The sequence below is a fragment of the Mesorhizobium sp. M0910 genome (assembly GCF_040319465.1).
In the GTDB taxonomy this organism is placed as follows: Bacteria; Pseudomonadota; Alphaproteobacteria; order Rhizobiales; family Rhizobiaceae; genus Mesorhizobium.
In genome coordinates this window covers 367,743-392,461 of record NZ_JAMYNZ010000003.1, presented here as the reverse complement: position 1 = coordinate 392,461, position 24,719 = coordinate 367,743, and the positions used below count along the sequence as shown (strand labels likewise).

Sequence of the window (24,719 nt, the reverse complement as noted above, 5' to 3'; positions counted from 1 at the left end):
TTCTCCTACCAGCAGACGAAGCCGCCATCGACGATCAGGTCGATGCCGGTGACGAAACTCGAGGCGCGGCTGGCCAGGAACACGGTCGGGCCGACCATCTCTTCCGGCGCCGCCATGCGGCCCATCGGCGTGTCGCGCTCAAAGATCCTGACCTGGTCGGCGACCTCCGGCCGCTTGTTCATCGGCGTCAGCGTGTAGCCGGGGCTGACGACATTGACGCGCAGGCCGCGATCGGCCCATTCCATGGCGAGGCTCTTCGACATGTGGATCACCGCGGCCTTCGACGAATTGTAATGCGCCTGGGTCAGGCCGCGATTGACGATCGAGCCCGACATCGACGCGATGTTGATGATCGAGCCCTTGCGCCGCGTCAGCATGGCGCGGGCCTCGGCCTGGCAGGACAGGAACACGCCGCTGACATTGACGTCATAGAGCTTCTGCCATTTCTCCAGCGACAGCGTCTCTGCCGGCTCAGCTCCGGCGACGCCGGCATTGTTGACGGCGATGGTCAACGCGCCGAGTTCCATCTCCGTACGCTCGATCGCGGCCGCGAGATCGGCCTCTGAAGTCACCGTGCCGGTCAGCACCAGCGCCTTGCGGCCGAGTGCCGTGATCCGGTGCGCGGTCTCCTCCAGCCCGCCTTTCGAGGCGTGGCCGAAGCAGGCGATGTCGGCGCCGGCCTCGGCCAGCCCAATGGCGATTGCCTGCCCGATGCCGCTGCCGGCGCCTGTCACAAGTGCCACGTCACCATGAAGGTCGAATAATTTCATCGTCGGTCCCTCTGCTCCAACCGCCGTCCTCCGGAAATAAAGGGGCGCCAACTCTGTTGCTGGCGCCCCGCGCGGTCTGGTGCCCGGGAGGATACCACCTGCTGCGCTTTGTTTCGATGGGCTGTTCCTAGCTCGTGGCGAGTTCCATGACGGCGATATTGCTTGCTTCGCTGCGGTCGAGAATGCCGCGTTGCCGGCCGCGGCTCAGCACCAGAACGCGATGCGACAGGCCGAGAACTTCCTCGAGGTCGGAGCTCACCACCACCACCGCCATGCCGGAGCGGGCAAGGTCGGCGATGACATCATAGATCGCGGCGCGTGCACCGACGTCGATGCCGCGCGTCGGCTCGTCCAGGATGAATACCTTGGGCGGGCGCGACACCCATTTGGCGATGATCACTTTCTGCTGGTTGCCGCCGGAGAGCTTGCTGACCGCCTGGTTCGGCCGGCCCTTGACGCCGAGCCGGCGAATGCCGGCCTCGGCGAATTTCTGCACCGCCTTCGGGAACACCCAGCCATTCGGCGCGACATGGTCGAAATTGCCGATCGCCAGGTTCTCGCCGATCGTCTGGTCGAGCACCACGCCTTGCGCCTTGCGATCTTCGGGCACCAGGACGACGCCGGCCTTGATCGCCGCCGCCGGGCCATGGAGATGCACCGGCTTGCCGGCGACGCGCACCGATCCCGATGAGATCGGATCGGCACCGGCGATCGCTCGCACCAGCTCCGTGCGTCCGGCGCCGATCAGCCCGGCAATGCCGAGGATTTCGCCGGCCCGCACTGAAAAGCTGACATTTTGAAAGCTGCGTTCCGGCGAGGACAGGTTCTCGACCTCGAGCAGCGTGTCGTTGCCCGGCGCCGATATCGTAGGGAACATCCGCTCGACACTGCGGCCGACCATTTGCTCGACGACAGTGCGCACCGGAATGTCGGCGCGCTCGTGCCGGGCGACGATGCGCCCGTCGCGCATCACCACCACGCGGTCGGCGATTTGGGCGATCTCGTCCAGCCGGTGGCTGATATAGATGAAGGACATGCCTTCCGCCTTGAGCTTGCGGATTTGCTGGAACAGGAGCTCCGTTTCCTCGCCGCCAAGGGCGGCCGTCGGTTCGTCGAAGATCAGCAACTCGGCATTGAGCGTCAGCGCCTTGGCGATCTCGACCTGCTGCTGGGCGGCGATACGCAGCGTGCGCACCTTGCGCTCGGGCGAGACATCGAGGCCGAGGCGCTTCAACTGGGCCGATGCCCGTGCGTTCATTGCCGCGCGGTCGATGCGGCCGCCACGCATCGGCAGGCGCCCGACATAGACGTTTTCGGCGACCGACAGATCGGGCAAGAGCTTCAGCTCCTGGTGGATCATGCCGATGCCGGCGTCGATCGCCGCGGCAGGATTGGCGGGGGAATAAGCGTTCCCCCGCCAGGTGATGGTGCCGGCATCGGGTTTCGTCGACCCGGCGATGATGTTCGAGACAGTCGACTTGCCGGCGCCGTTTTCGCCAAGCAGCGCCACGACCTCGCCCGGCCGCACCTCGAAGCTCGCATCGGCCAGGACCTGCACCGGCCCGTAGCTTTTGCAGAGGCCGCTGACGACGAGCCCGTTATGGGGGTGCGTGTGGCGAGGATCGGTGGACATCGTTGCGCTCGTCGACTGCCGGACTGGTCTCAATCAGGGATGCTTGGCGATGAACTGCTCGACATTGTCCTTGGTGGTCAGCGTCGCATCCTGCAGCTGTTCGGCGGGAATGGTCTCGCCGGCCACCAGCTTGATCGCCGCATCGACGGCGAGCCGGCCCATGCCCTGGGTTTGCTGCGTCGCGGTCACGTCGAAGACGCCGTCCTTCAGTGCCTTGAGCGCCGCCACATCGCCGTCGAAGCCGGCAACCCAGACCTTGTGGCCGGGATTGGCGACCTTGACCGCCTGCGCCGCACCGAGCGCCAGCGCATCGGCCTGGCCGATGACGATCGACACGTCGGGGTGCGACTGCAACAGATCCTGCGTCAGCTTGAAGCCTTCGTCCTGATGCCAGCCTTCGCTCCACAATTCTCCGACAACCTTGATGTCGGGATAGCCTTTCAGCGCTTCGCCGCAGCCCTTCGAGCGGTCGACTTCGGGCGTCGTGCCCTTCTGGCCGTGGATGATGATCAGCTCGCCCTTGCCGCCGGCCTGCTTGGCGATGTAGTCGCAAACCGCCTTGGCCGATGCCACGCTGTTGGTTGCGATGAAGGTATCGCCGGGCGCGCCATCGGCGTTGCGGTCGACATTGACGACTGGGATGCTGGCAGCCTTGGCGGTCTTGGTCGGCACGGTGGCGGCGGTGGCGCCGGCTGGAATGTAGATCAGCGCATCGATGTTCTGCGTGATCAGGTCCTGCACCTGGCTGACCTGGGTCGCCGAATCGCCCTTGGCGTCGACGGTGACGACCTCGATCCCCTTTTCCTTGCCGTAGGCTTCGACGGACTGCTTGATCTGGTTGAAGAAGTCGGCCTGCAGATTGGCGACGGCGAGGCCGAGCTTCTTGGCCTCCTTGGCCGAGGCCATGTCGGAAAGGCCAAGCAGCGGGATGACGGCCGCGGCGGTAAGCAGCAATGAACGTTTGGTCAGCATGTTTATTCCTCCGTTGATGTTCAATCTGTCCTGCCCGCGCATCGCGGCGCCCCTTGGCCGAACAACTCCCAGTTTCGGATCACCGATCCGTTTTCGCCCGAATATCCGGGTGAATCTCATTGAGCCCAATTCTTCGTTGTGCCCCATTCTTCATTGTGCTCGGCGCCGCCAGGTGTCGGTGGCCACCGCCAGCGCGATCACCACGCCGATAACCACTTGCTGGATGAAGGGCGAGACACCGAGCAGGTTCAGCCCGTTGCGCAGCACGCCGATGATGAGGACGCCGATGGCTGTGCCGCCGATCGAACCGACGCCGCCCGACAGGCTGGCGCCGCCGATCACCACCGCCGCGATGGTGTCGAGTTCGTAGCCAAGGCCGGAGCTCGGCTGGACGGAATCGAGCCGGGCGGCAAGCACGATGCCGGCGAGACCGGCCAGCACGGCGCAGATCGCATAGACCCAGTTTGTCAGCGACTTGACTGGTATGCCGGACAGCCGGGCGACTTCGGCGCTGCCGCCGATTGCGTACAGGCTACGGCCGGTAGCGCGATAATTCAGGAAGATCGCGAAAATGACGGCAAGCACGATCATCAGTCCGACGGTGACCGACAGGAATCCGAAATGGCGGATGATCGACAGGCTGGTGAACCAGTCGGGAAAGCCGACGATCTGCGAGCCGTCGGTGATCATGTTGGCGAGACCGCGCGCCACCGACATCATCGCCAAAGTGGCGATGAAGGGCGGCAGCTTGGTGATCGTGACCAGCAGGCCCGAAACCAGGCCGCAAAGACCGGCGACGACGAGGGCCGCGGCGATGCCGGCGGGCAGGCCGAGATTGAGATAGTCGGGATGGGCGACGAAGCCCATCACCATGGAAGCCAGTGCCAGCACCGAGCCGACGGACAGGTCGATGCCGCCGATCAGGATGACCAGCGTCATGCCGATCGCCATGATGCCGAGCACGGTGACCTGGTCGAGCACGTTGAGGATGTTGCGGATGGTCAGGAACGTGTCGGTGGTCAGCGAGAGCGCCAGGCACAGCAGAACCAGCCCGATCAGCGGACCCATGGTTCCGGCAAAGACAGCTGAAAACCTTGCGCCCGCCGTAGCCTGCGCGCCAGAGCCTGCCTTCAACTCGCCTGCCTTCAAATTGCTTGTGTCGTTGCTCACAGCCACTTTGTCTCCTCCACAGCAATCCGGCGCTGCATCACCGCGCCACTTTGCTCACCAGGCTCCTCCCTGTGAACAATTTATCTTTAACATGCAATTTTGTTCAGCTAAACTGTTCGTCGGAAAATTGTCAAGGCCTGCCGCTTCATTCGAGGACGGGTTTGCGCTGTCCGCCGGTTTGGCTTACGCAAGGTCTCCGAAATCTTGGACATTTCGAAGTCGCCGCATTGGAATTTCATGAGCAGAGCCGGCGGCTGCGGCAAGGCAAACAGATGACGATCGTAGAGAACGAAAGAGCCTCGCGCTTCCCCGACGCCGAACTCAAGGCCCGCGCCGCCTGGCACTATTACGTCGAGGGTCTTACACAGGAACGGATTTCCGAAATTCTTGGCGTCGGCCGCATCAAGGTGCATCGCATTCTCTCCGCCGCCCGCGAAGAGGGGGTCGTCCAGTTTCGCATCCGTGACAGCGTCGTCGAATGCGTGATTTTGGAGGAAAGCCTGAAGCAGCGGTTCGGGCTCAGCCAGGCCGTGGTCGTGCCGTCGGCAGCCGACCGAAGCAATGCGCCGCTGATGATCGGCCACGCCGCTGCCGCCTACCTGGCCGACCATGTGAATGCCGGCGATGTCATCGCGCTGGGCTGGGGGCGGACACTGAAATTCGCCATCAATGAATTGCCGCGGCGGCCCATCGCCAGGACGACGGTGGTTTCGATGCTTGGCGGCCTCACCCATGCCCAGCCGCTCAACCCGACAGAAAGCGCCTGGGATTTCGCCGAAAAGATAGGTGCGGAATGCTTCCTGCTGCCGGTGCCGGTCTATGCCGACAGGCCGGAGCAGCGCGACGCCTTCATGAGCCAGCGCAGCGTTCAGGACGTCGTCTTCCGCGCACGCCGGGCAAACATCGCCGTGCTCAGCGTCGGCTCGTTTTCCAACGACAGCCCGATCGCCAATTATGGCTTCATCAAGCCAAGCGAACTCGAGGAATTGCAGGCGGCCGGTGCCGTCGGCGATATTCTGTGTCATTTCATCGACGTCGAGGGCCGCCCGGTCGACCACGAGGTCAACCGCCGCGTCTGCGCCTATCCGCTGCAGGATCTGTCGGATATCCCGAGCATCATCCTGGTGTCGGGAGGCAGCGAGAAGGTTGCGGTGATGCGGGCTGCGCTCGCCAACACCAAGGTATCGGTTCTGATCACCGACGAAGACGCGGCCAAGGGGCTGCTCAACCGCTAGATTTCGCGGAGAGCGCCGAGGCGGGTATGGATATCGCGCGTCGCCTGGTAAAGGTCGCGGTAGATTGCCTTGCGGTCGCGATAGGCGGCGACAAGCCCGTCGACCGGATCGACATGCCTGGTGGGAGCGGCAGCCATTACCTCTGCTGCGGCTTCCGGCGAGGCAAACCAGCCGATAGCCGCTGCCGCCAGCATCGCAGCGCCGAGTGCAGCGGCTTCGTTGACCGGCGAAACCGAGAGCGGCCGCTCGAGCACGCTTGCCATGATCTGCATGAGCAGCGCGCAATTGGTGCCGCCGCCGGCGGCAATCATCGCCGCCGGTCCGCCCGCCCGGGCTTCCATGGCCTCGGTGGCGACGGCCTGCTCGAAGGCGATGCCTTCCAGGACAGCGCGGAAGAGATGCTCCGGCCGGTGGTCCAGCGACAGGCCGACAATGGCGCCGCGCGCCGCACCGTCCCAATAGGGGCTCATGACGCCGGCCCAATAGGGCATGATGAGCAGGCCGTCGCTGCCCGCGGCAACATCCAGCGCAGCCTTCTCCAGCGCTGCCGCCGACGGCGAACCGGTCGTGCGAACGATCCAGTCGACCAGCTGCATGCCCGAGCGCAGCACGGTCTCGAGCATGAAACCGGAGCCGGTCGGCGAGACCAGCGTTCGAAAAGCGTCCGAGGTTTTCACCCTGCCGGAATAGCAGCCGCTGACCACGCCCGAGCCGAGCGAGAGATAGCTCTTGCCCTCGCCGTAAACGCCCATGCCAAGGCCCATAGCTTGGCCGTCACCGGCGCCGGCAACAACCGGCGTGCCGGCCTTCAGGCCGGTCAGCTGCGCTATGCTTGCGGAAAGACTGCCGCAGACCACGCCCGGCGCGACCAGCTCGGGCAATTGCTCCAGTTGCAGCCCCGCCGCCGCAACGAGCTCTGGACGCCAAGTGCCCTTCTCGAGGTCGAGCAGCCCGAGCGGATCCGCACTTGCGGTGCTGGTGACCAATCGCCCGGTCAGCCGCTGGACGAAGAATCCATGCACGTCGACCAGCGCCGCTGCCTGGCGAAGCACTTGCGGCTGGTGCTCGGCAAGCCAGGCGATGGCGTAGAGTGCCGGCGTCGGGTCCGGCGGCTTGCCGCTCCAGTCGCGGATCGCCTCGCGGCCGAGTTCGGCCGAAAGCCTGATAACCTGCGGACGGGCGCGTTCGTCCAGCCACAGGATCGCCGGGATCAGTGCTTTGCCGGCGCTGTCCACCAGCGTGAAGGTCTCGCGCTGATGGGCGATACAGATCGCCGCCACCCGCGCAGCGCCGACCGCCTCGGTGACCTGCTTCAATGCGCCAAGCAGCGCCGTCCACCAATGTTCGGCGTCCTGCTCGAAATGACCGGGCTTCGGATTTGAAAGCGGGTACGGTTCGCGCGCCTGGAACAGCTCTTCGCCGTCGCGCGAGAAGGCAATTGCCTTCACGGCCGTGGTCGAGGCGTCGATCCCGATTACGACATCTTCCATCAGGCGGAGATCCGGCGGGGTCAGGCCGCGTTGGTAGCGAACCGTCCGTCTGACTGGTCAAGACGGCGGCGGATCTGGGTTATCACCATCGAATCGTCGGGTACACAATTTTCATAGGTCAGGAAGTCGCCGGTCTTGAGCGGCTTGACCACCTTGGCGCGTTCGGCAAGGCCGAGCGGCAGGGCGCCGCGGGCGCGCGCATCCTCCCAGGTCATGGCGAAGCCGCGATAGTCGTTCTCGCCGATCATGCCGAGAGATTGGCCAACGCCGAGATCGCTCTTGGCAACCGCCACCGCCTCGGCGACCGGATGGTCGAGCGGCTCCATGTCGGCACGCTTGTAGACCACCGCGCGCGCCGCCGACAGCGGCACTTCCAGGCTGGTCAGATGATAGGGCCGGAAGATCGTGAAATAGGGGCCTTGGCCGACCTTGAGGTCGATCATGCGCTCCAGCACACGCGGATGCCGGGTTTCGATGATGCAGAACACGCCGGGCGCCACGCCCTTGCCGATCGAGTAATCGACAACGCCCTTGCGGTGCAGCACGCCGCCATCCTCGCGCGGGCAAAGCACGCTTGCCAGCTCCTCTAGCGTCGCGGTCGGGCCGTGCATGCCCGGCACATCGGGCACCAGGCCGGTCGCATTGGCGATTGCCACCATTTCGATCGCCGTCTTCGAGCCGTCGACGAATTCGACCAGCATGCGCGCATTCATGTTGCGCTCGGCCGCCTCCTTCTCGTAGTCGGCCGGCATGGCGTCGATCTTCAGCGGATTGTTCTTGCCCTTGCCGGCGGCGATGATGTTGAAGCCGAGGCTTTTGGCAAAGCCGATGATCTCCAGCGTGCAGGCGGGCTCGTCGCCGGCGGCACCGGTATAGACGACGCCGGCCTTGCGTGCCTCCTCCTTGAGGAAGCGGCCGATGGTGATGTCGGCCTCGACATTGAGCATGACGATATGCTTGCCGTTCTTCATCACTTCGAGCGCAAACAGCGTGCCGATATTGGGATTGCCCGTTGCGTCGATGATGACGTCGATCCGGCCGGCCGCCGCCAGCGCATGCAAATCTTCGGTCACCGCGATCTTGCCCGCCTCGATGGCGCGGTCGATCGCCGCGGCATTGCCGGCCTGAACGATGTCGGAATGGTCATGGCCAGCGAGCAGCGCCGCGTCGATCGCTGCCTGCGGCCTGACTTCGGAAATGGCGCCGATCCGCATGCCCGGCATCAGCGCGACCTGGACGACGATGTCGGTGCCCATCTGCCCGGCGCCGGCAAGCCCGATGGTGATCGGCCCCTGCTGTTCAGCGCGCTTCAGCAGTTCCGCTGCAAATTGCGGATGGGACATGTCGCTTCCTCCAGTTCCTGACGCGCCGCAGCGTCCAAATCAACGTTTTGAACATTTCTATTTGCAAATGAAAAATATTTCAACCGGCAATTGGGCATTGCCGCTCTGCAATCGGTCGAGGACGATTGGATGAGCGGTCAATCCACACGGCCGTGCCTCCGCAGTCAGAAGGACGCGGCATATTCAGGTTGATTCGGTGCAGCCTTATTGCAGTTCAGCTGCCGATTTCGAAGAAGGGCGCGCCGAGCAGGCCGGGAACGACATCGATGCCGAGGCCCGGCCCATCCGGAATGCCCATACGGCTTCCCGAAACCGGCGGCATGTTGGATGCGGTGCGCACCGTCACCCATTCGTGAAAGGCGATAGCGTGCAGCCGGCGCTCCTCCGGCGTCGACAGCGACAGATGCGCCATGGCCGATGTGTCGATCTCGGCGCCGCCAGTGTCCTCGACCGTGATCATGAAGCCGAGGTCGACGGCAAGGTCGCGGATCTGGCGCGTTTTGGTGACGCCGCCAAGGCGTGAGATCTTCAGCGTCAGCCCGTCGGCGGCGCCCTTGCGATGGATGTCGAGCATATCGTCAAGCGAGGCGACGGATTCGTCGAGCACCATCGGTTTGTCGAGCGAGCGGCGCACCGACAGGCATTCGTCGATCGTCGTGCAGGGCTGCTCGAACGTGTAGTCGATGTTGCGCGTCGCATCGGCGAACTGGCGCGCCTGGTAAGGCGTCCAACCGGCATTGGCGTCGCAGAAGATGACGGTGCCCTTCGGCACGGCGGCGGCGACGGCTGTGACGCGTTCGATGTCGTCATGGACGTTGCCGCCGACCTTGACTTGCAGCCGGTGAAAGCCGTCGTTGAGGATGCGCTTGGCGAGTGCGGCCATCGCGTCGACGGTGCCGTGGGTGACGACCTTGTAGAGTTCGGCCGTCTCACTTTCGCGCCCACCGAGCAGGGTGACCAGCGGCACGTCGGCGGCGCGCGCCGCGAGATCCGAGCATGCCATGTCGAGCGCCGACTTGATGTAGGGATGGCCCTTGAACACCGTGTCCATCAGCCTGTTGATACTGGCAAGCCCGCGTGGGTCATGGCCAATGAGATGCGGTGCGATCTCGACGACGCCGGCGCGCGTGCCGGCGGCGAAGGCAGGCGAATAGAAGTTGCCGAGCGGCGCCATCTCGCCCCAGCCGGTGAGCCCGCTATCGGCGGTGACGGCGACGATCACCGCGTCGAACGCATCGGCGACGCGCCCCTTGGACATACGATAAGGCCCGTCAACGAAGGGCTGCACGACATGATAGGCCTTGATGGTTTTGATCTGCACGTTTTCTGTCCGTTGCCTATTTTCCGGGATGACCACCAGAATTGTCTGGCTCAGCCGCCTTCAGGCGGTCCGGCACGATTGGCGCCAGCACCCTTTGAGCCGCGCTGTTCCAGCCCGCGCGCATAGGCGAGCAGTTCTTCGAAATCGAAATCGATGTGCTCCTTGGCGTGGCGCTGGGCAGCGCGCATGTCGCTGCCCTTGAGCAGCCGTACATAGGTCTCGTGAGCATCTTCGGCAGGCACCGGCTCGTTGCGCGCCCGCTGGTGCAGCGCGAAATACATCTGCAGCCGGCTGGTCAGCCGCTGCCACGTTTCAAGCAGCACCGAATTGTCGGCCCATTCATGGATCAGGCCATGCAGTTGCAGCGCGGTTTCGATCTGCCGCGTCGTGTCCAGTTCGCGCGTCGCCTGCTTCACCGCCGCATGGCGTCGGTCGATCTCGTCGAAGAAGCGCTCGTCGCGAAGCGGCCAGGTCCGCGCGATGGCGAATTCGTCGAGCACCTTGTTGAGCGAATAGGCATCGTCGATATCCTTCGCGGTAACGTCGATGACGAAGGTTCCGGCGTAAGGAATGCTGGTCAGGATGCCTTCCTGCACCAATTCGCGCATTGCCTCGCGCAGCGGCGCGCGGCTCACCCGCATCTGCTCGGAAATCCTGAGTTCGTTGAGCTTCTGCCCAGGTTCCAACTGGCCGGTCAGGATCGCCCGCCGGAGCAGCGCCACGATCTCGGCGCGTCTTGTCGTGTCGGCGATCGGACTGAAATCCAGCGTCGCCATTCCGGCTGCTCCAGCAAACCGGAAGGAAAAACAGATTGTCGACAATCTTACAAGAGGCTGGTTGTGGATTTCTTAACTTCCGCTTGGCCGGCGGCTTGCGGCGCAGGCAAGGCCGTCAGGCCGCACGGCCGCAGAACCGACCCCGCTGAACATCACGCCGGCTTCTCGAAGCTGGCGTATGTAGCGCTTTCCCCAAGGAATTGCGTAAAACGAAACATAGCAAAACGGCGCCCTTGGCGTGGGAGCCGAGGGCGCCGCGGGACCGGACCTGATGGGGGTTATCAGGTGGGCGGTTTCTCGGGCAGCGGCGAGACCGGCATTCCCGGGCCGATCTTCTGCAGATTGCCGGTAATGACCCGGTCGCCTTCGGCCACACCGCTCAAGATGGCGACCTGATCGCCATTGGTCGGTCCGAGCGAAACGATACGCTGGTCGACCGTGTTGTCCTTGCCGACGACATAGAGGTATTTGCCGAGCTGGCCTGAGCCGAGTGCCGTCTGCGGTACCATCAGCGCATCGGGCTGCTCTTTGACGTGCAGCCGGACGCGGACATATTGGCCGGGGAGCAGCGTGAACTTGGCGTTGCCGATCGTCGCCCGTGCCGTGATCGTGCCGGTCGAGCGATCGATCGAGTTGTCTATGAAGGTAAGATCGCCCTTCTGGCGCGGTTCCGTTTCACCGGGAAGCAGGACATCGACACTGATCGGTCCTGCGGCCCGGGCTTCCTCGATCTGTGTCAGGTCCGTTTCGCTCGGATTGAAGGTGACGTAGATCGGATCGAGCTGCACCAGCGAATTGAGCACCGTGCCGGCAACGCTGACCAGCGTTCCAACGGATGCCTGGCTGCGTCCGATGCGTCCCGCGAACGGGGCGCGGATTTCGGTATAGCTCAAATTGAGCTCGGCGGTCCGCAAGGCGGCCTGGTTCACGGCGAGCGAGGCCTGAGCCTCACGCAAGGTGCTGGTGCGCTGGTCGAACACGTCCTTGGCGAGATAGCCGCTCTTGGCGAGCTCGCTGCCGCGCCCGAGATTGGAGCGCGCATAGTCGAGTGTTGCCGTGTCGCGCTGGATAAGCGCCTTCGCCTGCTCGAGGGCAGCCTGGAAATCCTCAGGGGCGATCTTGTAGAGAAGGTCGCCCTTCGCAACGTCACTGCCGTCGATGGCGACCTGCTCCTGCAGGTAGCCCGGCACGCGCGCCTGCAGCGTGATGCTGCGGATCGGCTCCACCCGGGCGGCATAGTCGAGATAGATCGGGATCGTCTTCTTGACGACGCTCACCACCGGCACCGGCATGACGAAGGCTTCCGGCTTGGGTGTTGCCGCCCCGGCTGTGCCGGCGTTGAGGCTGAGGCTGCCCATGTCGAGCAGGTGAACGCTCGCCACCGAAATCGCCCCAAGGGCGACGGCCGTTCCCAGCGCCATTTTCCATTTACGCATGATCAATTCTCCAGTCCTATTCAGCCGCTTCGGCCAATGGCTCGAAGGCGGGTTCGGCAGTTGGTTGTTCGGTCGCTTCGGAAACCGGTTCGCTCTCGCTGCGGCGCTCGCGCAGCTGCTCGATCACCGCATAGAAGACCGGCACGAACACCAGCGACAGGATCGTCGCCGCGACCATGCCGCCAAAGACGGTGGTGCCGATCGACTGCCGGCTTGCGGCACCCGCACCTGTGGCGAACATCAGCGGCAGCACGCCGAGGATGAAGGCGAAGGCGGTCATCAGGATCGGTCGCAGCCGAAGCCGCGCCGCTTCCATCGCGGCGTCGACGATGCTGAGGCCTTCTTCGCGCCGGCGCCGGGCAAACTCCACGATCAGAATCGCGTTCTTGGCCGCCAGTCCGATCAGCATGACGAAGCCGATCTGCGAATAAACGTCGATCTGCATGCCGCGCAGCCACAGCACGACGAACGCACCGAACAATGCGAGCGGCACCGCCAGCAGCACCATGAACGGCATCGCCCAGCTCTCATACTGCGCGGCCAGGATCAGGAAGACGAAGACGATTGCAAGGCCGAAGACGACGGATGCGATCGATCCTGCCTTGAGCTCCTGATAGGTGATGCCGGTCCATTCGTAGCCGAAATCTCTCGGCAATGCCGTGGCAGCGGCACGCTCCATTGCCGCCACCGCCTGGCCGGACGAAAAGCCGGGGGCGGCGCCGCCATTGATCAGCGCCGACGCATTGTTGTTGTAATGCGGCACGGTCTCGGGGCCGACGATCGGCACAAGCTTGCCCAACGTGCCCAACGGCACCATGCCACCCGACGCATTGCGGACATAGAGCCGCGATATGTCCGCCGGACCGGCGCGAGAGTCCTTGTCGGCCTGGATCGTCACCCGGAAGGTGCGGCCGAACAGGTTGAAATCGTTCACATAGAGCGAGCCGAGATAGATCTGCAGCGTGTTGAAGACGTCCGGCAGGTTGAGCCCGAGCAGCTTCGCCTTGGCGCGATCGAGATCGTAGTTGAACTGTGGCGTCGAGGTCGAGAACGACGAGAACAATTGCTGCGGGTTGAGCTCCGGCTGCTTGCGCGCCTCGGCAATCACGGCTTGCGTCGCATCGTTGAGCGCCACGCTGCCGCGGCCGGTCAGGTCCTCGACCTGGAACTCGAAGCCACCGGTGGCGCCGATGCCCGGGATCGACGGCGGGTCGAAGCTCAGCGCAAAAGCCTCCGGAATTTGCAGCAGCTTGTTGCGCACGTCGGCGACGAGTTTCGAGGCGCTCTGGTCGGGGCCGCGTTCGTCCCATGGCTTCAGGATCGCGAATTCGACCGCCGAGTTCGACTGCGCGGCACTGGTCAGGAAATTCAAGCCGCTGATCGAGCCGACGATGTCGACGCCGGGCGTGTTTTGCAGGATGTCGCGCGCCTTTTGCGCCACCGCATCGGTGCGTTCCAGCGAGGCCCCGTCCGGGAGCTGGATGACGACGAAGAAATAGCCCTGGTCCTCGACCGGAAGGAAGGTCGACGGCAGGCGCTGCCAGACGAAATAGGTCGCGACAAGTCCGGCCGCGAACACGCCGAGCATGATCCAGCGCAGGCGGATGAGAATGCGTACGCCATTCGCATAGGCATGCGCCAGCCGTTCGAAGCCCATGTTGAACCAGCGGAACAGCACGAACTGTGTTTCCGGCCGGTGGCGCAGGAAGGCGGCGCTGAGCGACGGGGTAAGCGTCAGCGAGACGAAGGCCGAGATGCCGAATGAGATCGCCACGGTCAGGGCGAACTGGTTGTAGAGTCGGCCGGACACGCCGGGAATGAAGGCGACCGGCACGAACACGGCCATCAGCACGGCGGTCGTGGCGATGATCGGGCCAGTGACCTCGGCCATCGCCGTGCGCGTGGCGGCCAGAGGTTTGAGGCCGGCCTCAAGTTGGCGTTCGACATTCTCGACGACGACGATGGCGTCGTCGACGACGAGGCCGATCGCCAGCACCATGCCGAGCAGGCTGAGCATGTTCAGCGAGAAGCCAAGCATATGCATGACGGCCAGCGTCGTTACCAGCGACACCGGAATTGCGATCGTCGGGATGATCGTGGTGCGCCAGCTTTGCAGGAAGATGAACACCACGGCGACGACCAGGACCAGCGCTTCGCCGAGCGTGATCAGCACGTCGTGCATTGAGGCCGAAACGAAACGTGTCGTATCGTAATGCATGGCGTAGCTGACGCCCTTCGGGAAACGGCCCGACAGCTCCTGCATCTTGTCCTTGACGCGCTGCTGCAGATCGAGCGCGTTGGAGCCCGGCATCTGGTAGACCGCGAGCACCACCGTCGGGTCCTTGCCGAAGAAGGCCGACGACGAATATTGCAGCGCGCCGAGTTCGATGCGCGCAACGTCGCGCAGCCTGACCAGCGAGCCGTTGGCGGTATTGGCCCGCACGACGATGTCGCCGAACTCCTTGGGATCGCTCAGCCTGCCGACGGCGTTGACCTGCATCTCGAAGGCAGTGCCGGCCGGAGCCGGTGATTGCCCGATCTTGCCGGCCGCCACCTGGACGTTCTGCTCGGCGACGGCGTTCTGCACGTCGACTGCGGTAATGCCGAGATTGGCGAGCTTGTCGGGGTCGAGCCAAATGCGCATCGAATAGCGCCGCTCGCCGAAGATCTGCACGTCGCCGACGCCGGGCAGCCGCTTCAGCGGATCGACCACCTGCAGATAGGCGAGATTGCTCAGCGCGACCGGATTGACGGAACCGTCCGGCGAGGTGAGGTCGACGATCAGGACGAAGTTCGGGTTCTGCTTCTTGATCGTCACGCCGCCCTGATTGACGATGGCCGGCAGCGAGGAAGCCGCCTGCGAAACGCGGTTCTGGACGTCGACGGCCGCCGTGCTCAGATCGTAGCCGACGTCGAAGGTGATGGTGATCGTCGACGAGCCGTCATTGGAGCTCGACGACGACATATAGATCATGCCTTGGACGCCGTTGATCTGCTGTTCGAGCGGTGTCGTCACCGTGTCGGCGACGACCTGCGCGCTGGCGCCCGGGTAGTGAGCACTGACCACGACCTGGGGCGGCGTGATGTCGGGAAATTGCGAGACCGGCAGAAGGAAATAAGAGATTCCCCCGGCGAGCACCATGATGATGGCGATCGCCGACGCAAAGATCGGACGATGGATGAAGAAGTTTACCATGAGATGCACGCCTCGCCCGATGCTCTGGCCCGGCCGAAGGCCTTGGCCACCCTGGACAGTCGCCGGCTGCGCGTCGAGCCGGAATCTTCGAGAAAGCCGAAATCTTGCAGGGGGCGACGCGGCGCATTGCGGCGCTCGGCCTGCTCGTCCGCCAGCGTACGCAGCATCGCCTCGAAAGACCGCGGGTCGACGCGGTCGGCTTTCATCAGCATGCGGATCATCGGATCCCTCACGACTTCATCGATCGTCAGATCATTGCACTGCGACATCGAAGCGGCTCCTGGTTTTGGCGATCCGCGGCGAGCCGCGGATCGGGTGTTCTCTTGCTCGCCGGCCGAGGCCGTGCGGTGCGGTTCGTGCCCTTGCCGATCGGGGCGGGGCTGATGGCCGGCACTTGCGAGTTTGACATGATGCAATGCGGGTGTTACAGGTAAGTAACATCGCTACCGTTACAGACCGGTAACACCCTAGTCAAGAGGTGCACCGAGGGAATTTCGGAAACGCAATCACGGAGGTTTTGATGACAGACGGTGTTGTGGAGCGTGTTCGCCCCCGGGACAGGATCCTTGAGACGGCACGGGACATGTTTCACAAGCATGGCATTCGCGGCGTCGGCATCGACGCCATCACCGAGGCCGCCGGCACCAACAAGATGACGCTCTACCGGCATTTCGAGTCCAAGGACGACCTGATCATCGAATGTCTGCGGGCGACCGCCTGCAGCGCCAACGCGATGTGGGAGAAGTTCGAGGCGGAGAATCCGGGCGACAAGCTGGCGCAGCTGCACGCCTGGGTCCGGATGGCGGCCGATTGCCTGATGTCGGATCGCCGCGGTTGCGACATGGCCAACGCCGCCATCGAGCTGAGCGAGGCCGATCATCCGGCAAGGCAAGTGATCAAGGAACTCAAGGAAGCGCAGCGCGAGCGTCTGGTCTCGCTGTGTCGCGATGCGGGTATCGGACAGGCCGAGCTTCTCGCCGATACGCTGTCGCTTCTGCTCGAGGGCGCCCGCGTCAGCCTGCAAAGCGTCGGCGCCGAGGGCCCGAGCGCGCAGTTCGTCCGCATGGCGGAAGGCCTGATCACTTCTTTCAGGGCCAGATAATCTCGCAAGCGGCGAAACGATCCGCGGCGTTTTGATTGCGCGCCGTGCCGCTGGGTGATGTCTCGTCCCATCGCGATGTTCCATCTCGCGTCGCCCTTGCCGCAACAGCATTGCTGGCGCGGCGTTGTTTGCTGGTCGTCAGGCAGGATAGGGCCGTTGGCGAACCGGTGAGAGTGACAAGTGTGACAGGATTTCGCCCGATAAGCCGCGGCGGTCGCAGCGAAGCTCATCGATCCGCGGATCAGCAATCGTGTCCGGTGTCAGTCACGATCCCAGCATCGCCCGCTATCCCGGCGCCGGAACAAAAAAAGCCCGCTGCCGGGAGGAGGTGGCAGCGGGCTCGATTTCGAATACGGCACGGGAGGAGGTGTACCGCACTCAGCGTCGGCATCGCATCTGGGAGGAGTAGATGGCCGACACCTGCGAAACTATCAATTGCCCAATGATTCGGCAACCAAAAAAGTTGCATAGGTGATGTGCAGATTTGCGGTATCAACCGAATTTTAACGATCAAGGCCCGAGCGACCATCGCCCCCGCACGACATCACTGCACCGGGACATTTTCCTTGAAGATCAGGCGCGGCTCGATGAATTTCCGCGTCAGATAGGGCGCCGACGAGGCGATCGAGCCGAGCAGGCGAATGACCGACTGTTCGGCGATCAGCCGCGCATTCTGGTCGATGACGACGTCGAGCAGATCGTCGACCAGATAGCCGCGCGTCTCGCGCGTCAGGTCATGGCAGATGAACACCGGCTTCGTCCGAGGCCTGGCTTCGAGCAATGCTTTTGCCACGCCCGAGCGCCCGGCCCCGACACAGTAGATCCCGAGCAGCTCCGGCTCGTTGTGCAGCGCCTTCATGGTCGCGGTATAACTGACCTCCGGCTCGTCGTTGATCTCGACGGCGCTGGTGACGGTCAGATTGGGGAACTCCTCGCCGAGCACCGAGCGAAAGCCCATCTCGCGTTCCTCATGGCCGCGATAGGAGCGTGAGCCGACCACCATCGCCAGATGGCCCTGGCGGCCGCCGAGGAACCGTCCCATCAGCAGCGCCGCGGTGCGGCCGGCCACTCTGTTGTCGATGCCGACATAAGCTGAGCGCGGCGCGCCGGGAACGTCGGAAACCAGCGTGACCAGGCGGATGCCGGCCTCGACGATCTCGCGCAAGATGTTGCGCGTTCTCGGATGGTCGATGGCGATGACGCCGACACCGTTCGCCTTGAGAGAGAGGTCTTCGACGGCCATCTGCAAGGCACTCGGCGAGATGCCGGTGAGCTTGTGGATGCGGCAGGAGGCGACCAGCGGCAGGCGCGCCGCATAATCCTCGATGTGCCTGGCCAGATCGGCCATGAAGGCATTGCTGCCCATCGGCAGGAAGAATTCGAGATGTGCCGGCCGCGAGGGCAACGCGACCTGGTCGACGACCGGCAGATAGCCGAGCTGCTTGGCCGCCTCCATCACGCGCTGCCGGTTGGCGGCACTCGCCCCCGGCCGGTTGTTGAGCACACGGTCGACCGTCGCGGTCGACAGGCCGCAGCTCCTGGCAATATCCGAAACGGTGGCTTTCATGTCGCAACCATGTGGCGATGCGATCCAGTGCCTCGACGATAAGCCCGGCCCGGCTGCTCACCCGGGCCGTTGCGTGCCCTCGGCCAGCGCGTCACGGATCTCCTTGTCCGACATGCCGGTGATGACGCGCTCGACTTCGGCGACGCTGGTCTTCTTCGGGTCGATATCGTCGGCGACCACCTTGCCGCGGCGCATGACGACGATGCGGTCGACCACCTGGAAGACATGATGGATGTTGTGGGCGATGAAGATGCAGGAATGGCCGGAATCGCGGGCACTGCGCACGAAGCTCAGCACCCCTTGCGTTTCGGCGACGCCGAGATTGTTGGTCGGCTCGTCTAGGATGATAAGGTCGCTGTCGAAATGCATGGCGCGCGCAATCGCCACCGCCTGCCGCTCGCCGCCGGAGAGTGAGCCGATCGGCGTCGTCGGCGGGATGTTCTTCGAGATGCCGACCTGCTTGAGCAGGTCACGGGCAACCACGTTCATCGCCTCCTGGTCCATGCGGTTGAGGAAACGCGGCGGCTTGATCGGCTCGCGTCCGAGGAACAGGTTACGGGCGATCGACAGCTGCGTCACCAACGCGGAATCCTGGTAGATCGTCTCGATGCCATGGGCGATGGCGTCGCTGGTACTGCGCAAATTCACCTTCTTGCCACGGATAAAGATGTCGCCGCTGGTCAGCGGGACCGCGCCCGACAGCACCTTGATCAGCGTCGACTTGCCGGCGCCGTTGTCGCCGAGCAGTCCGACGATCTCTCTTTCGTTGACATGGAAATTGGCATCAATCAGCGCCTGCACGCGCCCATAGGACTTGCGGATTTTCGTCATGCGGATCAGTGGCTCGACCATCGTCTCAAGTCCCTGCCTGATGCCGGCGTTCCAGCCATGAGTGGAGCGCCATCATGCCGAGGATGATGGCGCCGATGAAGATGTTGTAGGCAAGGCCCGGCACACCGATCAGCACGATGCCGTTGCGCATCACGCGCAGGATCAGGATACCGAGCACCGTGCCGATGATTGTACCGCGCCCGCCGGTCAGCGCCGTGCCGCCGATCACCACCATGGCGATGACTTCGAGCTCGTAGCCGGTGCCGCTGTTGGGGTTGGCCGCCGAGGTACGCAGCGAGGAGATGACGCCGGCGAGCGAGGCCAGGATCGACGACAGGATGAACAGGCCGATCTTGACGCCGCTGACATTGACGCCGCGCGCCCTTGCAGCACTCGGGTTGCCGCCGGCCGCCTGGATCCAGTTGCCGGTCCGGCTCTGCGTCAGCACGTAGCCGAGCGCGATTGCGGCGGCGATGAACCAGAACAGCGACATATAGATACGGAACGGCCCGATGAAGAAATCGCCGACCAGGGCTTCCGCCAGCCAGCTGCCCTCGGCGCTCCAGGTCCGCTGCGGAAACCCGCTGGTGACGAACAAAGCGGTGCCGCGCACCACCAGCAGCATGCCAAGCGTCACCAGGAAGGACGGGATCTTGAGCTGCGTCACGAACCAGCCATTGACCAGTCCGATGAAGGCAGCGACCACCAGCGCAACGACGAAGGCGGCTTCGAGCGAGGCGACGCCGCTGTTGAACAAGGTCCACATCAGGACCGGCGAGAAGCCGAACACCGAGCCGACCGAGAGGTCGAATTCGCCTGATGTCATCAACAGCGTCATCGCCAGCGCGATCAGCCCGAGTTCGACCGTGAAGGCCAGCGTGTTCGAGATGTTTTGCGGCGACAGGAAGTCGTGGTTGATGCCCCAGAACACGGCGATCTCGATGACGAGCAGCACGAACGGCCCGAACTCAGGCCGCGCGATCGAGCGTTGGATAAGAGAACGATTTTCCACCTTGGACCCGCGATAGGATTGGATTTGGCCGAGACCGCAAGCGGTTCGGCGGAATGATGAGACGGTCACGGCCGCCGAAGCGGCCGTGACCAACTCGATCGCGGACCTATTTGCCGGACAGGATCTTGTCGTATACCGCGGCGGTGTCCTTCTCGTAGAGCGCGCCGGTGATCACGTCGAAGCCTGGCGGGATACCGCTTGCCGCCATGTTGGCGAGCGAGAGCGCGACGTAGCTGGTCGCCTGCGGATCCTGCCACTGCGCGGCATTGACGTAGCCGTTCAGCACTTCCTGAGTGGTGTCGAGCGAGTTGCCCCAGCCGACGACCGGGATTTCGCCCGGCTTGACGCCGACCTGGTCGAACACCCGCTTGATCGAACCGGTGACCAGGTCGCCGAGGCCGATAACCGCCTTGACCTTGGCCCTGTTGGCGGTGAGGTAATCGACCATGCGGTTGATCACTTCGGCCTGGTCGAGCGTCGCTTCGGTGATTTCGTAGGTGATGCCGAGCGGCTCGAACACGCTCTTGATGCCTTCCTCTTCCTGGACGCCATAGGTGGCGCCGGGAATCTCGACCGGCATCCAGACGAAGTCGCCCTTCTTCACCAGGCCCTTGTCGACCAGATACTGCGCCCAGTGGTTGCCGAAGGTGACGTTGTCGCCGCCGACATAGGCGTTGAAGTCCGCCTTCGGGTCGGGCGTGTTGAAGTTGATGATCGGGATGTTCGCCGCCCGCGCTTCCTTGACGATCTCGACAAGGCTGCCCGGATCAGGGCTGGTCGTGGTGATGCCGTCGGCCTTCGCGGAAATCGCGGCGCGAATAGCCTCCTGCTGCGACGCCACGTCGCCATTGTGGAACGATGTGTTGACAGTGTTGCCGGTGTCCGCCGCCCATTGCTTGGCCCCGGCAAGGAAGTAGGTCCAGACCGGATCGGCCGGGCCGCCATGCGAAATCCAGTAGAACGTCTTGGCCTGTGCCGCGGCCGGAATGGCCAGCGCCACTACCAAGCCAAGTACAAGCAGTCTTAGCCTCGTCAGCATGTGATTTCCTCCCATTTGAACCGAACTCCTCCTCCGACGACGATCACCGCGAAAGGCCGTGCGCGGCCAAAACGGTGGTCGCATTTTGCCAGCGTCGACCTGGGCGCATTAGAGCATTCCCTTTTTCGATCGATGGCAAGCCTCCATCCGCCAATGGACGTTGGCGCAATGCACGACGCCATCAGCAATCCCATCAGATTGCATCAGTTTGGCTGATATTTTCCAGGCGGCCGACGATCGGCCCTGCGACCGTCACGCAATGCCGCGCGGCGGCGCGCCGAGCACGGATTGCTCTAGGTCGATAAGCGTCCCGGTCATCAGCCCGGAGGCGTCGCTGAGCAGGAACAGCGTTAGCTGGGCGACTTCGTCCATGGTCAGCAATCGACCAAGCGGCAGGCCGGCGGCGGCGATCTTTGCCCAGTTTTCGCCCTTGCCCAGCGTGCGCGCCTGCATCTCTTGTTCGGCCGGCGTCGCTACCCAGCCCATGTTGATGCCGTTGACGCGGATGCGATCGGAAAGATGCGCGTTGGCAATGTTTCTGGTCAGCGTCGAAAGCGCGCCCTTGGTGGCGGAATAGATGGCAAGGTCCGGCGCACCGCAATGCGCATTCACCGACAGTATGTTGACGATGGCGCCCGCCGCCTGCCGTGTCTTCATGTCGGCTACGGCCGCTTGCATGAGGAAGAACGGCGCGCGCGCATTGACGGAAAACAACCTGTCCCAGTCGTCGATTGTGCCAGTTTCCAGCGAGGCCCGGTCGGTGAGGGCCGCAGCGTTCACCAGACAATCGATGCGGCCGAGTCTTTTGATCGCTTCCGCCATGACAGCTGCAGGCGCGGCCGGATCTCCAAGCTCGGCCTGGATGAAGACGACGGGCCGGCTTGGTCGTGAAAGCTCTTCGGCGATGCGTGCGCCACGCTCGGCATTGCGGCCGACAATGGCGATCCCTTCGCCGCCGCCGGCTGAGGCCAGCCGGGCGATGGTCTCGCCAAGCCCTTGCGTCCCGCCGGTAACGACAAGGGTCTTGCCCTCAAGAGCGACGATCAATGGACTCTCCCGAATGCCGACGAGCAGGTAATTTCCAATCAGAGAATTCTAGATCTATCGGATGTTAGGCTGGGGGACTAGATGAGGTCGGCCCTTGCGAGGTCACGCATCAGATGGCTGGCGCCGTAGGTCCAGTGTGGGCAGTCGGGTGACAGCCGCACGCGGTTGACCAAGGCACCGAACTTCTCCGACGATATGGTGACGATGTCGCCGACCTTGTGGGTAAAGCCCTTGCCTGTTTCGCCGCGATCCTTCGACGGCACGAACATCGTGCCGAGATAGAGCGCCAGCCCGTCCGGGTATTGGTGATGTGGCCCCATGGCGGCGGCGACCAACTCTTCTGGCGAGCGGCTGATCTCGGCCATCGAACTGGCGCCTTCCAGCGAGAATCCATCCTCGCCTTCGACTTTCAACCGTACGATCGCCTGCTTCACGTCGCCGATGGAAAATGTCTCATCGAACAGCCGGATAAAGGGGCCAAGTGCTGCCGAAGCGTTGTTGTCCTTGGCTTTGCCGAGCAGCAGCGCCGAGCGCCCCTCGACGTCGCGCAGATTGACGTCGTTGCCGATCGTCGCCCCGACGATCCTGCCGCTGCTCGCGGCGATCATGGCGATCTCCGGCTCCGGATTGTTCCATGTCGAAACCGGATGCAGGCCGACATCGGCGCCGAAGCCGACCGAGGCCATCGGCTGGCATTTGGTGAAGATCTCGGCATCGGGGCCTATGCCGACTTCCAGATATTGCGACCAGGCGCCGCGCGCAATCAGCTTGGCCTTGATCTCCATCGCTTCCGGCGAGCCGGGCTTGAGCTTCGACAGATCGTGGCCGATCAGCCCGGCGATGTCGGCGCGAATGGCGTCGGCCTTGTCGGCTGAACCGCGCGCCTGCTCCTCGATCACCCGTTCGAGCAGGCTGACGACAAAGGTGACGCCAGACGCCTTGATCGCCTGCAGGTCGACGGGGGACAGCAGGTACGGTTTCCCCGGATCGCGCGCTGTCTCGAAACTGTTGGCCGCAATGGCGTCGAGCGGGCCGATCGGCCGCCCCTTTGCCGAGCGGACGTGTCCTGCCGGATCCGGCAATTCGCAAACGTCGCGTACGGTCGGTGCCACATTTGACGTGATGTCGAAGACCGTGCCGTCACGCACCGTGACCACCAGCGGATGGGAAGCATCGCTCGCCCGGGCGCGGCCCACGAAGAGGCCTTCGGCGGGCAAATGTGTGGCGTTCGTCATGGCTTGTATTTCCTGTTGTCTTGTCCTTCGGCCGCGGCACTTTCAACAAATTCCCGGCAAAGGTCTATCCCGTTTCGAAGGCCAGCTTTGTCAATCTGTTAAGGTCGTCTTGCGCTGCTGGATCGTAATCGATTTCGCCCTGCGCCAATGGCGAGCCGAAAACAGGCTGTCAAATCCATGAAATCGTCACTAGGATTTTCACTGAAAAGCGCAGCCCAGGTGACCCTTGTCCTTACGGTTTTCCGATCCGATCTGGCAAAAGCCGCGGACAGCCACCGCGTTCCAGTCGCTTTTTCCAGCCGGCCAATGCGTCGATGTCGTCATCGTCGGCGGCGGCATCATGGGGCTGTCAACGGCCTTGCACGCTGCCCGGCTCGGCCTTGCGGTCCAGGTGCTGGAGGCCGGCGAAATTGGCAATGGGGCGTCCGGTCTGAACGGCGGTCAGGTTATTCCTGGCCTGAAATACGATCCGGACTGGCTGCTGGAGCATTTTGGTCTCGAACGCGGTGAGGCGCTCGTCAACTTTGCCGCCTCGACGGCGGACGCCGTCTTCGAAATGATCCGCGACGAAAGACTGGCGGTGCCGTTCGTCCGCAATGGCTGGATCCAGGCCGCACACACCGAGACCGCGCTGAAAGCGGCGGCGAATCGGGATCGGCAGTGGCGCGCCCGCGGCGCCGATGTCCGGTTGCTGAGCGGGACGGAGATCGCGACGATGACCGGCGCGCAAGGCTATCTCGGCGGCTGGCTCGATCGCCGTGCCGGCGTCATCGATCCGCTCGCCTACACGTCGGAACTGGCGCGCGTCGCTGCAGCGGCAGGCGTGAAGATCGCCGAGCGCCAGAACGTGATGCAGATCAGCAAGAATGCCGGCAATTGGCACGTTTTTACGGAAAGCGGCGCCGAACTCAAGGCCAAGGCGATTGTCCTGGCGACCAACGCCTATACCGGCGGCCTGCTTCCCGGCCTCGCCGAGACGATCGTCCCGCTGCATTCCTTTCAGATCGCGACAGCGCCGCTATCGTCCAATCTCGCGGCGGCGATCCTGCCGGAGGGGCAGGCGGTTTCGGATTCGCGCCGCATCCTCGTCTATTACCGCAAGAGTGCCGATGGTCGGCTGGTGCTTGGCGGACGCGGCCGCATGGCCTTGCCGAACAGCCCGGCCGACTGGGCGCATCTGGAACGCGCGCTGCTGCGGCTCTACCCGGCGCTGTCCGACGTGGTCATCGAAAAGCGCTGGTTCGGCCGGGTGGCAATGACGCCGGACCATCTCCCGCATATCCACGAGCCAGAGAAGGGTCTGCTGGCGGTGGTTGGCTGCCAGGGCCGCGGCATCGGCCTGATGACCGCGCTTGGCGAGCGCATTGCCTCCTATTTGTCGAGTGGCGACACCAGGCAATTGCCGTTCCCGGTCTCGCCGATCCGGCCGATTCCGTTTCACGCCTTTCGGCAGGTCGGCGTTGCCGCGACCATCGCCTGGTACCGGATGCTGGACGCCTTCGAACGCTGACGTTCATTCCCAAACGTCAAACAGCTTGACAGCT

General features: G+C 63.8%; 20 protein-coding genes. 3 read left to right on the top strand and 17 right to left on the bottom strand.

The features are described from left to right. Positions 1–5: 5 nt before the first annotated feature. The 4 genes from NKH78_RS09555 to NKH78_RS09540 form a co-directional block, all read right to left on the bottom strand. Positions 6–770, bottom strand: coding sequence for an SDR family oxidoreductase (locus tag NKH78_RS09555; RefSeq protein WP_352738585.1), 765 nt, complete (start codon positions 768–770; stop codon positions 6–8). Between the two features lie 127 nt (positions 771–897). Then, positions 898–2,403, bottom strand: coding sequence for a sugar ABC transporter ATP-binding protein (locus NKH78_RS09550; RefSeq protein ID WP_352738586.1), 1,506 nt, complete (start codon positions 2,401–2,403; stop codon positions 898–900). A gap of 33 nt (positions 2,404–2,436) precedes the next feature. Continuing rightward, positions 2,437–3,375, bottom strand: coding sequence for a sugar ABC transporter substrate-binding protein (locus NKH78_RS09545; RefSeq protein ID WP_352738588.1), 939 nt, complete (start codon positions 3,373–3,375; stop codon positions 2,437–2,439). Positions 3,376–3,525: 150 nt separating this feature from the next. After that, positions 3,526–4,509, bottom strand: coding sequence for an ABC transporter permease (locus tag NKH78_RS09540; protein ID WP_302897181.1), 984 nt, complete (start codon positions 4,507–4,509; stop codon positions 3,526–3,528). 308 nt (positions 4,510–4,817) lie between these two features. Here NKH78_RS09540 and NKH78_RS09535 point away from each other — a divergent pair, with 308 nt between their 5' ends. Further along, a complete protein-coding gene (locus NKH78_RS09535; protein ID WP_352738590.1) occupies positions 4,818–5,780 on the top strand; it encodes a sugar-binding transcriptional regulator in 963 nt (320 codons plus the stop codon). Here NKH78_RS09535 and NKH78_RS09530 read toward each other — a convergent pair. The 7 genes from NKH78_RS09530 to NKH78_RS09500 form a co-directional block, all read right to left on the bottom strand. After that, entirely contained in the window at positions 5,777–7,270 is a 1,494-nt protein-coding gene (locus NKH78_RS09530) for a xylulokinase (RefSeq protein WP_352777166.1), read from the bottom strand. The two genes, NKH78_RS09535 and NKH78_RS09530, sit on opposite strands and share 4 nt — an antisense overlap. 20 nt (positions 7,271–7,290) lie before the next feature. Continuing rightward, on the bottom strand, positions 7,291–8,613 hold the full coding sequence (locus tag NKH78_RS09525) for an NAD(P)H-dependent oxidoreductase (protein WP_352737105.1): 1,323 nt from the start codon (positions 8,611–8,613) through the stop codon (positions 7,291–7,293). Between the two features lie 214 nt (positions 8,614–8,827). After that, a complete protein-coding gene (locus NKH78_RS09520) occupies positions 8,828–9,934 on the bottom strand; it encodes a mandelate racemase/muconate lactonizing enzyme family protein (RefSeq protein WP_352701689.1) in 1,107 nt (368 codons plus the stop codon). Between the two features lie 50 nt (positions 9,935–9,984). Next, complete coding sequence (locus NKH78_RS09515; RefSeq protein WP_352701687.1) at positions 9,985–10,710, bottom strand: GntR family transcriptional regulator; 726 nt, start codon at positions 10,708–10,710, stop codon at positions 9,985–9,987. A gap of 281 nt (positions 10,711–10,991) precedes the next feature. Next, positions 10,992–12,146, bottom strand: a complete 1,155-nt coding sequence (locus NKH78_RS09510; protein ID WP_352737104.1) for an efflux RND transporter periplasmic adaptor subunit — start codon at positions 12,144–12,146, stop codon at positions 10,992–10,994. A gap of 16 nt (positions 12,147–12,162) precedes the next feature. Further along, the gene (locus tag NKH78_RS09505) at positions 12,163–15,342 is read right to left on the bottom strand and encodes an efflux RND transporter permease subunit (protein WP_352882736.1); all 3,180 of its coding nucleotides are present in this window, start codon (positions 15,340–15,342) and stop codon (positions 12,163–12,165) included. Continuing rightward, positions 15,336–15,611, bottom strand: coding sequence for a hypothetical protein (locus NKH78_RS09500; RefSeq protein WP_352737102.1), 276 nt, complete (start codon positions 15,609–15,611; stop codon positions 15,336–15,338). Before NKH78_RS09500 ends, NKH78_RS09505 begins: the two co-directional genes overlap by 7 nt. A 251-nt stretch (positions 15,612–15,862) precedes the next feature. Here NKH78_RS09500 and NKH78_RS09495 point away from each other — a divergent pair, with 251 nt between their 5' ends. After that, positions 15,863–16,444 (top strand): TetR/AcrR family transcriptional regulator, encoded by a 582-nt coding sequence (locus tag NKH78_RS09495; protein WP_031211029.1) that lies wholly within the window; start codon positions 15,863–15,865, stop codon positions 16,442–16,444. 544 nt (positions 16,445–16,988) lie between these two features. On the opposite strand, the gene NKH78_RS09490 is transcribed toward NKH78_RS09495, so the two are convergent. From NKH78_RS09490 to NKH78_RS09465, 6 genes are all read right to left on the bottom strand, one after another. Next, a complete protein-coding gene (locus NKH78_RS09490) occupies positions 16,989–18,011 on the bottom strand; it encodes a LacI family DNA-binding transcriptional regulator (protein WP_352737101.1) in 1,023 nt (340 codons plus the stop codon). 57 nt (positions 18,012–18,068) lie between these two features. Further along, positions 18,069–18,863, bottom strand: a complete 795-nt coding sequence (locus NKH78_RS09485) for an ATP-binding cassette domain-containing protein (protein ID WP_352737100.1) — start codon at positions 18,861–18,863, stop codon at positions 18,069–18,071. A gap of 4 nt (positions 18,864–18,867) precedes the next feature. After that, the gene (locus NKH78_RS09480; protein ID WP_254820392.1) at positions 18,868–19,854 is read right to left on the bottom strand and encodes an ABC transporter permease; all 987 of its coding nucleotides are present in this window, start codon (positions 19,852–19,854) and stop codon (positions 18,868–18,870) included. Positions 19,855–19,960: 106 nt separating this feature from the next. Then, positions 19,961–20,893, bottom strand: coding sequence for a sugar ABC transporter substrate-binding protein (locus NKH78_RS09475; RefSeq protein WP_352737099.1), 933 nt, complete (start codon positions 20,891–20,893; stop codon positions 19,961–19,963). Between the two features lie 252 nt (positions 20,894–21,145). Next, positions 21,146–21,940 carry an SDR family oxidoreductase gene (locus tag NKH78_RS09470; protein ID WP_254820394.1) on the bottom strand — a complete coding sequence of 265 codons (795 nt, stop codon included), beginning with the start codon at positions 21,938–21,940 and terminating at the stop codon, positions 21,146–21,148. 77 nt (positions 21,941–22,017) lie between these two features. Further along, the gene (locus NKH78_RS09465) at positions 22,018–23,175 is read right to left on the bottom strand and encodes a fumarylacetoacetate hydrolase family protein (RefSeq protein ID WP_352737098.1); all 1,158 of its coding nucleotides are present in this window, start codon (positions 23,173–23,175) and stop codon (positions 22,018–22,020) included. Between the two features lie 226 nt (positions 23,176–23,401). On the opposite strand from NKH78_RS09465, the gene NKH78_RS09460 reads away from it, so the two are divergent. Continuing rightward, positions 23,402–24,685, top strand: coding sequence for an NAD(P)/FAD-dependent oxidoreductase (locus NKH78_RS09460; protein WP_352737097.1), 1,284 nt, complete (start codon positions 23,402–23,404; stop codon positions 24,683–24,685). Positions 24,686–24,719: the final 34 nt, after the last annotated feature.

Coding starts and splice junctions, on each gene's coding strand:
- NKH78_RS09555 (WP_352738585.1), bottom strand. CDS start 770: ATGAAATTATTCGACCTTCATGGTGACGTGGCACTTGTGACAGGCGCC.
- NKH78_RS09550 (WP_352738586.1), bottom strand. CDS start 2,403: ATGTCCACCGATCCTCGCCACACGCACCCCCATAACGGGCTCGTCGTC.
- NKH78_RS09545 (WP_352738588.1), bottom strand. CDS start 3,375: ATGCTGACCAAACGTTCATTGCTGCTTACCGCCGCGGCCGTCATCCCG.
- NKH78_RS09535 (WP_352738590.1), top strand. CDS start 4,818: ATGACGATCGTAGAGAACGAAAGAGCCTCGCGCTTCCCCGACGCCGAA.
- NKH78_RS09530 (WP_352777166.1), bottom strand. CDS start 7,270: ATGGAAGATGTCGTAATCGGGATCGACGCCTCGACCACGGCCGTGAAG.
- NKH78_RS09525 (WP_352737105.1), bottom strand. CDS start 8,613: ATGTCCCATCCGCAATTTGCAGCGGAACTGCTGAAGCGCGCTGAACAG.
- NKH78_RS09515 (WP_352701687.1), bottom strand. CDS start 10,710: ATGGCGACGCTGGATTTCAGTCCGATCGCCGACACGACAAGACGCGCC.
- NKH78_RS09510 (WP_352737104.1), bottom strand. CDS start 12,146: ATGCGTAAATGGAAAATGGCGCTGGGAACGGCCGTCGCCCTTGGGGCG.
- NKH78_RS09505 (WP_352882736.1), bottom strand. CDS start 15,342: ATGGTAAACTTCTTCATCCATCGTCCGATCTTTGCGTCGGCGATCGCC.
- NKH78_RS09500 (WP_352737102.1), bottom strand. CDS start 15,611: ATGTCGCAGTGCAATGATCTGACGATCGATGAAGTCGTGAGGGATCCG.
- NKH78_RS09495 (WP_031211029.1), top strand. CDS start 15,863: ATGACAGACGGTGTTGTGGAGCGTGTTCGCCCCCGGGACAGGATCCTT.
- NKH78_RS09490 (WP_352737101.1), bottom strand. CDS start 18,011: ATGAAAGCCACCGTTTCGGATATTGCCAGGAGCTGCGGCCTGTCGACC.
- NKH78_RS09485 (WP_352737100.1), bottom strand. CDS start 18,863: ATGGTCGAGCCACTGATCCGCATGACGAAAATCCGCAAGTCCTATGGG.
- NKH78_RS09475 (WP_352737099.1), bottom strand. CDS start 20,893: ATGCTGACGAGGCTAAGACTGCTTGTACTTGGCTTGGTAGTGGCGCTG.
- NKH78_RS09465 (WP_352737098.1), bottom strand. CDS start 23,175: ATGACGAACGCCACACATTTGCCCGCCGAAGGCCTCTTCGTGGGCCGC.